Raw genomic sequence first — 12,911 nt, 5'->3', positions numbered from 1 at the left:
ATTGCCGGCATGCAAGTGTATTGATATAGTAATACACATGGACGCTTCGCTGTTCTTGATCCGGGCCGCCGCACCCGAGCCGATCTATCGCCAGATCGTCGGCCAGTTGCGCCGCATGATCGCGAGCGGGCAGCTCAGGCCGGGCGACACGTTGCCTTCGGTGCGCGAGGTCGCGGGCTTCCACGCGATCAACCCGATGACCGTCTCGCGCGCCTACTGCCTGCTCGAAGCCGAAGGCGCGCTCGCGCGCCTGCGCGGCAAGGGCATGGCGGTCGCGGCCGCGCATCGCCGCGCGCAGTCCGAGGACAAACGCCTACAACTGATCGAACCGCATCTGCGCGATATCGCGCGCCAGGCGCGCGAGCTCGAACTTTCCTCCGAACCGGTGCTGCGCCGGCTCGGCGAACTGCTGGAGAACGAGGAATGAACGCCACCCCTGCCGCCACGAGGGATACCGTCATGGAAACATCCGCAAACGCATCGCAGGTGCACGTTTCGAACGATCAAGCCGTCCCGCTGCGCGCGCGCGGCTTGTCCAAGTCGTATGGCTGGAAAACCGTGCTGCGCGACGTCAGCCTGGAACTCGGGCCCGGCAGCGTGCTCGGCCTGATCGGCCGCAACGGTGCCGGCAAGTCCACGTTGATCCGCGCGCTGCTCGGCCTGATCGAGGTCGACGCGGGCGAGGCGAGCGTATTCGGCGAGCCCGCGTTCGCGCTGAGCGAGGCGGTCAAGGCGCAGATCGGCTACGTTCCCCAACAACCCGATGCGCTGGCCTGGATGCGTGTCGACCAGATGTTCGATTTCGTCGGCCGATTCTATCCGCGCTGGGACAAGGGTTACGTCCGTTCGATGCTGGAGCGCTGGTGGCTGCCGCGCAATCAGGTACTTGCCAAGCTTTCTCCGGGCGAGCGGCAGCGTGTGGAACTGATCCGCGCGATTGCCTCGCAGCCGCAACTGCTCGTGCTCGACGAACCGGCTGCGGCGCTCGATCCGGTTGCGCGTCGCGACCTGTTGCGCGAACTCGCGTTGCGCGACGCCGACAACGAAGGCGCGGTGCTGTTCTCCACCCACATCGTCTCCGACCTCGAACGCGTCGCCACGCATATCGCTTTCCTGCATGAGGGGCGCCTGTTGTTGCACGTGCCGATCGACGATCTCAAGGAACGCTACGCGCGCCTGATCCTGCCCGCGAGCCTCGCATCGCAGGGGCCGTTCGCCGGCGAAATCCATCGGCGCCGGTTGAACGACGGCGGCGTCTCCCTCGTGATCGAACGCGGCGCCGATTGCGACTGGCCCGCCACCGCACGCGAAAGCGGCGCGCGCCTCGACCTGCTCGGCCTCGAAGACCTGTTCGTGGAGATCGCCGGATGAATCTCGTCATCGTATGGAAAACCGGCGGGGCGACGCTCGATTGGGGACAGCGCCGCTTCATCGCGGCGTCATGGGCACTGATGACGCTGCTTGCACTTTTATGGCTCATGAAGCCGAACACGGGCATTGCGGTAATGACCACGTACGCGTTCGGAATGGTTTTCTGGTGGTGCTTCGTCGGCGTCCGTGCCGTGTTGCTGCAACGCGATCTGCGCCTGCTCAAGGTTCCCGAAACGGATCGGGCCATCTTCGCCAGCCTGGCTTTGCAATATCTGCTTTCGGCCATTCTGCCGGTGCTGGCGTTGGCCTGGATCGCTCACGTGGATTTCGTCCGCACCAGCGCATTTTTCACGCTTTGCGTGACCGGGGCATTGCTGTTCCAACTGCTGCCGCGCGTCCTCGGCGTGATCTTCGGGTTTCTGCCAATGTTCATGCAGTATCTGGATGCGTCTGGAAAAATTCCCGGTTTCAACGATCCGGCCTTCGCCGTGGTCGGTTGGGGCATGGCCTGCGCATTTGCCGCCGTTGCCGCGTGGCGGTGGCATGTGTTGCTGAACGCCCGGCCCGATTCCTTCGGCGACTGGAGCATGCCGATGGTGCCGCGGATGCGCGGCCAGGTCGGCATGGGCGCCGGCTGGAAAAATTTCGACAGCAACCTGTTTTTCGCCGCCGGGAACGACGCCATGGCCAGTCGGATAAATATCGATCGCGCCGGGCCCGCCACGCCGATCACGGCCTTGCGGGTCTGGCTCGGCGGCGTATTCGCGCCGACGAGCGCGCCCATGCGCCTCGCCTATGCGGCGCTCGCGCTGCTGCCAGGGGTGCTGGTGATCGCGATCGTCGCCACGCTGTGGCCGGCGATGATCGCCGCGATCGCGTGCGCGCGCCTGTATCGGTTGTTCAACGGCGCCTCGGGAGAAATCGCCTTGCTCGCCGTATTGCCGGGTTTGGGCGTGCGCAAGGCCAAGCGCAATCTGCTGACCGCAAGTTTTGGCCCGGCGCTTGTCGCATTGACCCTGCTCTATGCGGTTTTCGTGGGATTGGCTCTCGCGCATTTCGTCAGTACCGCGCTGTTCGCCTCGATCAGCCTGGCTTTCCTCGGCACCGCGGCGCTTGGCATGACGCTTGGCTTGAGCATCGCAGGCGGGCGCGAGTTGCCCGCGTTCGGTGTGGGAGTACTTTGCATCGCGGCGCTCATGTTGGCGAGCATGACGCCGGCTTTCCTGCAATCCGGCGAGCACGGATTCCGTTTTACGATCGCGGCACGCTGCGTGCTCGGCGCGTGGTTGAGCCTGTTCGCCCTGTGCGCATGGCTCGGCCTGCGCGGTTGGCGTGCATACCGGCGCCGCCCGCATCCATTCCTGCTCAATTCGTGAACCGTCGAGCGCGGGTTTAGGAATTCCTGCACTGCACTGCGTGTATGCTGGCGCACACAGTCACGCGGACGCCGCAGGCGGAAATCCATGCGCATACTCGTGGTGGAAGACGACGCCCTGGTGGCCGACGCGATGCTGCGCGGCCTGACCCAGAGCGGCTTCGCGGTCGATCGCGTCGACCGCGCGGAACGCGCCGAGGCGGCGATGCAGCGCGAGGCGTTCGACCTGCTCCTCGTCGATCTCGGCCTGCCGGGCATGGACGGGTTCGAATTCGTGCGCCGGGTGCGCCGCGCCGGCCATGCGGTGCCGGTGCTGGTGGTCACCGCGCGCGACGGCCTCGCCGACCGCGTCAATGCGCTCGACATCGGCGGCGACGACTACCTGGTCAAGCCGTTCGCGATGCCCGAGCTGGCCGCGCGCTGCCGCGCGCTGATCCGGCGCAGCAAGGCGGAAGGCAACCCGCAGGTCGTCGTCGGCGGCCTGCATCTGGACCTGCCGCGACGCGAGGCACGCGTCGGCGACGAGCCGCTCGACCTGACCCCGCGCGAATGGGCCGTGCTCGAATGCCTCGCCCTGCACGCGGGCCAGGTCGTGCGCAAGGAACGCCTGCAGCAGGCGGTGTCGAGCTGGAACGACGACATCACCACGAACGCGGTCGAGGTTTACGTCTCGCGCCTGCGCGGCAAGCTCGGCGAGGCGGTGTCGATCCGCACCGCGCGCGGACTCGGCTACCGCCTCGACGAAAACTGAACGCGATGGATGCCGCGCCGCGCATTCCCTCGATCCGCCGCCGCCTGCTGCTGCTGCTGACGGCGCCGCTCGCGCTGCTGCTCACCGGCGGCGTGCTGATCGACTACTACTCGACGGCCGCGCCGATCCACGCCGCCTACGACCAGGTGCTGGCCAGCTCGATCGTCGCGGTCGCCGCGCACCTCAATATCGGCAGCGACGGCAAGGTGAAGTCCGAACTGTCCGACCAGGCCATCGCGGTGCTGCGCGCCGACAACCACGACGAAATCTACTACCTCGTGCTCGACACCGACGGCAATTTCGTCGCCGGCGACTCAGGCCTTCCGGTGGCGCCGGCAGGCCGCGACAACCCGTCGTTCGCCGATGCGCACTACCGCGACGCGCCGGTGCGCGTGGCGACCTATCGTCTGACGAACGCGAGCGGCACCATCGCGATCAGCGTAGCCGAGACCACGAACAAGCGCCGCGAAACGCTGCGCAGCATGCTCACCTTCATCGTCGCCAGCGACCTGGCGCAACTGCTCGGCACCTTGCTGCTGGTCTGGATCGGCGTGCGCGTGGGACTGCGCCCGCTGCTCGCGCTGCGCGAACAGATCGCACGCCGCTCCGCGCGCGACCTCGCCGCGCTCGACGAATCCCAGGTGCCGGGCGAAGTGCGGCCGCTGACCCAGGCGCTCAACCGCCTGTTCGCGACCGTCGCCGAAGCGGCGAGCGCACAGCACCGCTTTCTCGCCAATGCCGCGCATCAGCTGCGCACGCCGCTGGCCGGCCTGCAGGCGCAGCTCGAATTGCTGTCGAACGAAATCGCCCAGCAGGGCAGCGCCGATCCCGCCCTGCGCGAGCGCGTCGCGCGGTTGCATGCAGGCATGCAGCGGCTCGGACACACGGCCAACCAGTTGCTCGCGCTCGCGCGCGCGGAACCTTCGGCGAACCCGGCCGGCGATTTCCGCGAGCTCGATCTTGCCGATCTCGCCAAGGACGGCGTCGCCGCGCACTTCGATCGCGCGCTCGCCGCGCGCATCGATCTGGGCCTCGAGGCCGAGTCCGCGCGCGTACAGGCGAGCGACTGGCTGCTGCGCGAACTGCTCGCCAACCTGATCGACAACGCGCTCGCGTATACGCCGGCAGGCGGCAGCGTCACCGTGCGCTGCGGCACCGCCGCCGGCGCGCGCCAGGTTTTCCTCGAAGTCGAAGACAACGGCCCCGGAATTCCCGAAGCCGAACGCGCGCGCGTGTTCGAGCGTTTCTATCGCATCGACGGCGGCGAGCGCGAAGGCAATGGACTCGGCCTCGCCATCGTCGAGGAGATCGCGCGCGCGCACGGCGCAGCGGTCGAACTCGCGGACGGCGCCGGCAAACGCGGCGCGCGCGTGCGGGTGACGCTTGCGGCAGGCGATGCGTGAGTGACATCGGACCGGACGCGTTCGCGCTGCGCTACGCGCGGGATTTCGTGGAATCCTTACTCGTTCGTCAGGCTTTTGTAAGCTTGACCGCGTATCGTAGATACCGTGATGCAGAACTCACTAGGCCGCTACCCCCGGCCTCTGTATCACGATCCCGACGGCCCGCTCTCCCCAGCGGGCCGTTTTTTTCATTGCGGATTGGCGAGTGTGGAACGGAGCGAGGCACGCGGATCAGCGTGCCCAATAACCGCCGTGGTAGCGCCAGCGCGCACCGTACGGTTGCCATCCCGGCGCGACCCAGTGGTAGCCGGGACGCGCGCGGATCCAGTAGCCGTCGACCCAGACGTGGCGGCTGCCGTTCCAGCGCCAGTAGCCGGGCGCCCAGACGAAACCGGCGCGCGGCGGTGGCGCGACCACGACGCGCGGCGGCGGCGGGGCGACGCCGATATCGACGTAGACGCGCGCCTCGGCGGACGACGCGGCGGCCATGAGTGCCGCACCGGCGGCGAGCGCGGCGGCAAGGACAGCGGTGTGCATGCGCATGACGATCACTCCTCGGAATTGTCATTCGGGACGAGTCCGGGGGCATCCGCACGGAACGCACCAGGACCTCGCATGTCGATAATGCGCCGGGGCCGCGCGCGTTGACCATCTGCGCAGCGCATCGTTCAGGCATCGTTGCCGCACCCGCTCAGCGCCGCCCCTGCACCCGCCAATGCCGCAGCGCCTCGCGCGTGCGTCGGCGGCCGGATTCGATCACCTCGTCGGCGCGATGGAATTCGTAGAACGCGCAGGCGTTGCGCGGCACGCGCACGATGAGGTCGGGTGGTTGCGCGGCGAGCTTGTAGCGCGTCACGGTCTGCTGCGCGATGTCGAGCGTGCGCGCGAACAGTTCCAGCGCGCCGGGGTCGGCGGTACGTTCGGCCTGCCGCTTCCCGCGCTTTTCGATCAGGCTGTCGATGAAGCCTGCGATCTTGCGCCGCGCAGGGGCGGGCGCGGCACCGGGTTCGTGCGCGACGTGTTCGTTCGCGGCCAGCGCCTCGTCCATGTCTCCGAACGTGGGATCCTGCGCGCCGGCCGGGCCATCGTCCGTTTCCTCGTCGGGACCGTTGACGTCGATCGCGATCGTGCAGTCGGTCAGGTCGCGCAACGTCGGCGTGACCGGCACCGGGTTGAGCAGGCCGCCGTCGACGAGCGTGCGGCCCTGGTAGTGGTGCGGGCGGAACACGGCCGGAATCGCGATCGAGGCGCGGATTGCGTCGAACAGCGGCCCGCGCGAAAACCATACCTCGCGCTGTGCGTAGAGATCGACCGCGACCGCGGTGTAACTGATCGGCAGATCCTCGATGCGCACCTCGCCGATCAAGTTCCGGATCTGGCCGATGACGCGATCGCCCTTGATGAAACCGCCGCCCGACAGCGTCCAGTCGAGCAGGCGCAGCACGTCGAGGCGTTGCAGCGAACGCGACCAGTCGCGGTAGTCGTCGAGCTTGCCCGCGGCGTAGATGCCGCCGACCAGCGCACCCATCGAGCAGCCGGCGAGGCTGCGGATGTCGAAACCCTGCGCGCGCAGTTCCTCGATCGCGCCGATGTGCGCATAGCCGCGCGCGCCGCCCGAGCCGAGCACGAGCGAAACGGTGGGCGCCGCGCGCGACTTGCTCACACGGGCGCTCCGGCGTAGGCGCCGATCGTGAGCTGGAGCAGGATCTTCATTTCCTCGCGCAAACTCGGCGGCGCGACGATTTCGGCATCCGGTCCGTATTTGAGCACGTCCATCAGCAGTTCCTTCGAATTGCTGTACGGCAGCTTCAACTCGTAGCGCCCGTCCTTGAGCCGCGTACCCTGCTGCTGCGAATGCCAATGTTCGTCGGCCACCCAGCGCGCCGCATGCGCGGAGAAACGCACGGTCGCCCAGTTCTTCGGCGCGCCGGAGAAAATGCCGTAGCTCGAAGCGAGATGCCGGTTCAGTTCTTCCTCGTCGCGATCGGTCGCGGCCGCATCGAGCACCTGCGCGTCCTTGATGCGGTCGACCGCGAAGCTGCGCAGCGCCTCGCGGCTCTCGTCCCAGGCGTCGAGATACCAGTTGTCGCGATAATGGGTCAGGCGCTGCGGCGAGACGTCGCGCTGCGTGGCCTGGTCGGTTGAGCGCGCGCGGTATTGGAATTTCAGCCGCTTGCGTTCGAGCACGGCGCTGGCGACATGTCGAAACGTCGCCTCGTCGATCTTGCGCGTGCCGTAGCCGATCACGCGGATGCGTTCGAGCGGCGCCTTGCGCGCGGCGCCGTCGGCCTGGCTCGTCAGCAGCTTGTCGATGCGCGAACGGAACGGCGCAAGCGCGGAAGCGAGCACGCCGGGTCCGGTGCGGCCGACCAGTTCGTTGAGCGCGAGCAGGGCCTGCAGTTCCTCGCTCGTCAACCACAGCCCGGGCAGTTCGAAACGCTCGCCCTCCTCGACGGCGTAGCTGTAGGCCGCGCTCTCGCCGTCGCTCTCGATCGGCGCGCCGAGCGCGTCGCGCAGGAAGGCGATGTCGCGATAGGCCGTCGCGCGCGAGCATTCGAGCTCGTCGAGCAGGCGCGCCAGCGGCACCGGCCGGCGCGACGCCTTGAGGATGCGGTGCAGGGTCAGAATGCGTTCGTAGCGATCCATGCGGCTATGGTACGCGAACTCGCCGCCGGCGCGGGTTGCCGGTCCACGAACGGCTTCGCCTGTCCGCCGTTTCGCGTCCGGCGCCCGGGTCGGGGTTGTTCGGAAAAACAGGTAAAAAGCAACAAATATAAATTGCGAATTTGCGACAAAGAGTACTTGTTAACCTTTTTCTGATTCTTTCCTGAATGAACGGACGCTGACGTAGAGGTGGGCGCGGAATCGTGGGACATAATGCGCCGCCCTTTGCGAATGAATCGCAAAACCCACAAGGAGACCCGACATGAACAAGACCATTCTCGCCTGCGCGCTGGCGCTGGCGCTCCCCGTCGCCGTGTACGCCGCCGACCCCGCTCCGACGCCCGCAGACGGCCAGTGGCATGGCTCGGGCGAAGCCGGCCTCGCGCTCGCGAGCGGCAACGCCAAGTCGCAGAACGTCAACGCCAAGCTGACGCTGAAAAAAGAGGACGATCTCTGGAAGTACGACTTCTTCCTCGAAGCCCAACGCAACAAAGCCAACGTCACCACTGCGACGGTCGGTTACGACGCTTCCGGCAATCCGGTGGTCCAGAACACGACCCAGTACAACCTGACCGCCAACCGCTACGACGCAGGCGCCTCCGCCGGCTACAAGTTCGACGACCGCAGCTACATCGTCGGCGCGCTGCGTTACGAGCACGATGCGTTCTCGCCGTACCAGTACCAGTACACCGCCTCGATCGGCTACGGCTATCAGGTGCTGAAGAACGCTTCCGACGAGCTTTCGCTCGAAATCGGCCCGGGCTACAAGGTGCAGCAGCCCAAGGGCGCGTACGACTACAGCGTCGATCCGCCGGTCTATTTCAAGGCCGACTCGGACAGCTACGTCGTCGCGCGCGGCCTCGTCAACTACAAGCACAATTTCAACGAGACCACCTCGCTGGTCGACACCCTTCTCGTCGAAGCGGGCAGCGAAAATACCTTCATCCAGAACGACCTCGGCCTGCAGGTGAAGATGAGCGACCGTCTGGCGCTCAAGGCCGGCTACCAGGTTCGCCACAACACGGACATCCCGCCGGGTTCCGCGTACACCAAGAAGACTGACCAGTTGCTGACCACCAACCTCGTCTACGGCTTCTGATCGCCATCGACAGCGTGGCGTGATTGAAGTAAAACGGGCTCTTCCACGAGCCCGTTTTTTTATGTCCCGGATTCTTGTTTTTCAACATGTCGCCGCTGAGCCGCTGGGCACGCTCGATCCGCTGATCCGCCGGCGCGGGCATCGGGTCAAGTTCGTCAATTTCGAGCGTCAGCCCGATGCGCGGCCGCGGCTCGACCGCTACAAGGGCCTGATCGTGCTCGGTGGACCGATGAACGTCGAGGACCGGGGCGAACGTACGCACCTGCAAACCGAGATCGACGTGATTCGGCAGGCGCTCGACGAAGACAAGCCCGTGCTCGGCATCTGCCTCGGTGCGCAACTGCTCGCGCACGCGCTCGGCGGCGAAGTACGGCGCCATCGCGTCAGCGAGATCGGCTGGTACGACCTGGCCACGACCGATGCGGGCCGCGGCGATCCCGTGCTCGCGCCGCTCGGCGATGCCGCGCCGGTATTCCAGTGGCACGGCTATACCTTCGACATTCCCGCCGGCGCCACGCACCTCGCGCGCACGGGTACCTGCGAGAACCAGGCGTTCCGCCACGGCAGCAACGCCTACGGTTTCCAGTTCCATCTCGAGATGGACAAACCGCTGATCGAACGCTGGCTCGCGTTGCCGGACTATCGCGACGAACTGATCGCCGCCGGCCTCGGCCGCGACGCCGAGTCGATTCGCGCCGACACGTTCGCTCATATCGATGCGATGCAAGGCAAGGCGTTTGATGTCTTCAACAACTTCCTCGACATGCTCGGGGCGCCACGTAAACATCGACAACGGGCCGGCGCCGTAACTGCGGTCGACCTGCGATAGACTGCGGAATTCCAGCGAAGGCATGGGGAATCGATGACCGCGTTGCGCAAGACCTCGGCGCTCGAATGGATATTCCTGCTGCTCGCGCTTGGCGTCGGCGCTGCCGTCAATTTCGTCGGACTGGGTCGGTCCAGTTTGTGGAGCGATGAGGCGATTTACGCTGTGGCTGCGCACAATGCCGTGGCGAACGGAAATTGGTACCCGCTGAAGTTCCAAGGGCGGCGCTATTCGTGGAAACCGCCGCTGGCGGTGTGGCCAGTCGCCGTGTCGTTTGCGGCGTTCGGCGAAAGCGAGTTTTCGGATCGTCTTCCCAGCGCCGTGTTCGCCACGCTGACCGTCGCGATGGTGTTCATCGTCAGTGCCTGGATGCTCGATGTGTGGTCGGGGCTGTTTGCGGCGCTGTTGCTTGCGACGATCAGCCCGTGGCTCGATATTCACGGTGCGAGAGCTGGAGTGACCGAGCCGTTGCTCTGTTTCTGCCTGATCTGCGCGCTTGCTTCGTATCATCTCTACCGGATCGAACATGCCAGGCGATGGTTGGTCGTGGCATGTGGGGCGGCCTGCCTGAGCGGTTTGTACAAAGGCTTGCTCGGGCCGACACTCCTGTTTCTCGCAACGCTTGCCGACGAGTTGACCGGTTTCGTCTGCTCGATGAAAAAGAGCGGCGAAAGCAGATCTGCGCCGCTCGATTCATGGGCATCATGCTTCAAGGCCCCATCTTTGTTGCTGTTGTCCGGGCTATCCGCCTATCTGCTGTGGGTCATCGAAAACCTCCTGCACGCCCCCGGATTTCTGCATCAGCTGTTCCGGGACGTGGTGGTTCGCATGACGAGCGGTGTCGATGCCGGTCATTTGCAAGGGCACGTCTATTATCTGCAGTTGCTTTACCGTGGCATGGGATATTTGTGGGTGCCCTTGGCCATCGGCACGGTCGTCGCGTTGACCACAGGACAGGGCGCACGCGGCCAGGCCCTGCGACTCACGGCCGTTTTCGCGATTGTGGCAATGGCACTGATACATTGCTCCGTTTCCAAGCTGCCGTGGTACATCACGCCGGCGCTGCCGGCCCTCGCCGTTCTCGTCGCGGCCGGCGTGCGCTGGATCATCTTCCGCCCGGTGTCGGTCCAATGGATGCACGCATCGGCATATGCGCTATTCGGGCTTGTCGTCCTGGTGCCGCGCATATCCGCTGCCTGGGCGATTGCCAACAAGCCGCCGGTCACGATCGATATGCAGCGCATAGCCCGGGTGATCCGGAATACTCCGGAAGCACGTTTTCATCTGGATATTCCGAGTGAACATCACCCCATCGCCGCGGGGGACTGGAACTGGAAAGTGCGTGAGTGGAACGAATACTACTTACTGCAAACGGAGGCCGTGGCGGTTCCTTTGCCTGCGGATTTTCAATCTTCCGGATGCGATGTCGTGCTGACGGACCAAGCGCCGGATTTGATTTCCCGCCCGGCTTTTGCCGGAGCCGAGGTCTTCAAGTTGAGGAAGTACGAACCGAGGGAATCCGATCTGGCCGTTCTGGATCTCTGCAAGGGCCGCATCCGAAGCCAGCTTCAGTCCGGTTGAGCTGGATTGCGCTGCGCGGGATCGGACTTGCTCGGCACATCGAGCTGCTTCCAGCGCCGCGGATCCTGGGTTGCGACGCCGGCCGGGCAGCGGTCGGTGCGGCAGTTCTGCTTTGTGCCAACAATGTATCTAACGTGACTTGGTTTGCCGCCGGTCGCGCAACGCACTTGGCGCCGCGAACGTGTCGGAGCGCGCGTCGTTCCAGAACGACTGGAACACGGCATGGTTCGGAATGCCGCCGTTCAACAGTGCGCCCGGCTCGACGTATTGATAGAGCGCAGCGAGCGAGCGCACTTCGGTCGAGGACACGCGGCGGATGATGTGTTCCGGGCCGAGCTGCGCAGGATGGGTCAGGCCGGCCGCGGCGATGAGTTCCTTGAGCGCCTTCAACGTGTTGTCGTGGAAGTTCTTCACGCGCTCGGCCTTGTCGGGCACGTCGAGTTTCTTCCAGCGCCCCGGATCCTGCGTGGCGATGCCGGTCGGACAGCGGTCGGTGTGGCAGTGCTGCGACTGGATGCAACCCAGAGCGAACATGAAGCCGCGCGCGGCGTTGCACCAGTCGGCGCCGAGCGCGAGCGTGCGCGCGAGGTCGAATGCGGTGATCACCTTGCCGCTGGCGCCGAGGCTGATCTTGTCGCGCAGGTTTAGGCCCACGAGCGTGTTGTGGATCAGCAGTAACGCTTCGCGCAGCGGCACGCCGACGTGGTCGGTGAATTCGAGCGGTGCCGCGCCGGTGCCGCCTTCGCCGCCGTCGACGACGATGAAGTCGGGCAGGATGCCGGATTCCTGCATTGCCTTGGCGATGCCGAACCATTCCCAAGGATGGCCCAGCGCCAGCTTGAAGCCGGTCGGCTTGCCGCCGGACTTCTCGCGCAGCAGGGCGACGAACTCGAGCAGGCCGAGCGGCGTCGAGAACGCCGAATGCGCGGCCGGCGAGACGCAGTCCTGGCCGACCGGCACGCCGCGCGCCTCAGCGATCTCGGGGCTGACCTTAACGCCCGGCAGCACGCCGCCATGGCCCGGCTTGGCGCCCTGCGAGAGCTTGATCTCGACCATTTTCACTTGTGGATTTTTTGCATTTTCCACAAATTTATCGAGGCTGAAGCTGCCGTCGCCGTTGCGGCAGCCGAAATAGCCGGAGCCGATTTCCCAGCAGATGTCCCCGCCCATCTCGCGGTGGTAGCGCGACATCGAGCCCTCGCCCGTGTCGTGGTAGAAGTCGCCGCGGCGCGCGCCTTCGTTGAGCGCGCGGATCGCGTTCGCGCTCAGCGCGCCGAAGCTCATCGCCGAGATGTTGAACACGCTGGCCGAGTACGGCTGCGCGCACTGCGCGCCGCCGATCGTGATGCGGAAGTCGTGGCTGGTTATCTTCGCCGGCGCGAGCGAGTGGTTGATCCATTCGTACTGGGTGCGGTAGACGTCTTGCTCCGTGCCGAACGGGCGCTTGTCCTCGACGTTCTTCGCGCGCTGGTAGACGATCGAACGCTGCGCGTACGAGAACGGCACCTCGTCGGTGTCGGACTCGACCACGTACTGGCGCAGCATCGGCCGGAAGAACTCGAAGAAGCTGCGGATGTGGGCCGTGATCGGAAAATTCCGCCACAGCGTGTGCCGGGTTTGCGCCATGTCGCAAACGCCGACCAGCGAAAGCGCGCCGAAGACCGCCGTGGCCCAGCGCCACAGCGGACCATCCCAGAGCATCGCGACCGAGAGAACGAGCAGCAGCAGGCAAACGGCGAACGGCACGTAGCGCGAAGGCAGCATGATCGGGCGTCCCGGCAAGGAAATCCGCGCGAGCATACGCCGGGCGCGATGACGAATGCGAGCGGCAACGCGGCTGG

Annotated in this window: 12 protein-coding genes; 8 read left to right on the top strand and 4 right to left on the bottom strand. The window is 65.8% G+C overall.

Annotation, left to right across the window (positions count from 1 at the left end; genetic code table 11):
- Nucleotides 1-37: 37 nt before the first annotated feature.
- The 5 genes from QM741_RS04170 to QM741_RS04150 all read left to right on the top strand — a co-directional run bounded on the left by QM741_RS04170 (nt 38) and on the right by QM741_RS04150 (nt 4,900).
- Nucleotides 38-427 (top strand): GntR family transcriptional regulator, encoded by a 390-nt coding sequence (locus QM741_RS04170; protein ID WP_415206482.1) that lies wholly within the window; start codon nt 38-40, stop codon nt 425-427.
- Nucleotides 428-459: 32 nt separating this feature from the next.
- Nucleotides 460-1,371: an ABC transporter ATP-binding protein gene (locus QM741_RS04165; RefSeq protein ID WP_415206481.1), complete on the top strand. Its 912-nt coding sequence runs from the start codon at nt 460-462 to the stop codon at nt 1,369-1,371.
- Nucleotides 1,284-2,747, top strand: coding sequence for a hypothetical protein (locus QM741_RS04160; protein ID WP_415206480.1), 1,464 nt, complete (start codon nt 1,284-1,286; stop codon nt 2,745-2,747). Before QM741_RS04165 ends, QM741_RS04160 begins: the two co-directional genes overlap by 88 nt.
- 87 nt (nt 2,748-2,834) lie before the next feature.
- Nucleotides 2,835-3,497: a response regulator gene (locus tag QM741_RS04155; RefSeq protein WP_415206479.1), complete on the top strand. Its 663-nt coding sequence runs from the start codon at nt 2,835-2,837 to the stop codon at nt 3,495-3,497.
- Nucleotides 3,498-3,502: 5 nt separating this feature from the next.
- On the top strand, nt 3,503-4,900 hold the full coding sequence (locus QM741_RS04150) for a sensor histidine kinase N-terminal domain-containing protein (RefSeq protein ID WP_415206478.1): 1,398 nt from the start codon (nt 3,503-3,505) through the stop codon (nt 4,898-4,900).
- A 231-nt stretch (nt 4,901-5,131) separates the two neighbouring features.
- Here the strand turns inward: QM741_RS04150 and QM741_RS04145 are convergent, their stop codons facing one another.
- The 3 genes from QM741_RS04145 to QM741_RS04135 form a co-directional block, all read right to left on the bottom strand.
- Nucleotides 5,132-5,443: a hypothetical protein gene (locus tag QM741_RS04145; protein ID WP_415206477.1), complete on the bottom strand. Its 312-nt coding sequence runs from the start codon at nt 5,441-5,443 to the stop codon at nt 5,132-5,134.
- Between the two features lie 148 nt (nt 5,444-5,591).
- Nucleotides 5,592-6,563, bottom strand: a complete 972-nt coding sequence (locus QM741_RS04140) for a patatin-like phospholipase family protein (RefSeq protein WP_415206476.1) — start codon at nt 6,561-6,563, stop codon at nt 5,592-5,594.
- Complete coding sequence (locus QM741_RS04135) at nt 6,560-7,546, bottom strand: helix-turn-helix transcriptional regulator (RefSeq protein ID WP_415206475.1); 987 nt, start codon at nt 7,544-7,546, stop codon at nt 6,560-6,562. Before QM741_RS04135 ends, QM741_RS04140 begins: the two co-directional genes overlap by 4 nt.
- A gap of 280 nt (nt 7,547-7,826) precedes the next feature.
- Here QM741_RS04135 and QM741_RS04130 point away from each other — a divergent pair, with 280 nt between their 5' ends.
- The 3 genes from QM741_RS04130 to QM741_RS04120 all read left to right on the top strand — a co-directional run bounded on the left by QM741_RS04130 (nt 7,827) and on the right by QM741_RS04120 (nt 11,070).
- A complete protein-coding gene (locus QM741_RS04130; RefSeq protein WP_415206474.1) occupies nt 7,827-8,663 on the top strand; it encodes a YdiY family protein in 837 nt (278 codons plus the stop codon).
- A 61-nt stretch (nt 8,664-8,724) separates the two neighbouring features.
- A complete protein-coding gene (locus tag QM741_RS04125; RefSeq protein ID WP_415206473.1) occupies nt 8,725-9,492 on the top strand; it encodes a type 1 glutamine amidotransferase in 768 nt (255 codons plus the stop codon).
- Between the two features lie 33 nt (nt 9,493-9,525).
- On the top strand, nt 9,526-11,070 hold the full coding sequence (locus QM741_RS04120) for an ArnT family glycosyltransferase (RefSeq protein ID WP_415206472.1): 1,545 nt from the start codon (nt 9,526-9,528) through the stop codon (nt 11,068-11,070).
- Nucleotides 11,071-11,199: 129 nt separating this feature from the next.
- Here the strand turns inward: QM741_RS04120 and QM741_RS04115 are convergent, their stop codons facing one another.
- The gene (locus QM741_RS04115; RefSeq protein ID WP_415206471.1) at nt 11,200-12,834 is read right to left on the bottom strand and encodes an FMN-binding glutamate synthase family protein; all 1,635 of its coding nucleotides are present in this window, start codon (nt 12,832-12,834) and stop codon (nt 11,200-11,202) included.
- Between the last annotated feature and the right edge of the window lie 77 nt (nt 12,835-12,911).

It is taken from the genome of Rudaea sp. (assembly GCF_047601565.1).
Lineage (GTDB): Bacteria > Pseudomonadota > Gammaproteobacteria > Xanthomonadales > Rhodanobacteraceae > Rudaea.
This window is presented reverse-complemented; position numbering and strand designations above follow the sequence as displayed.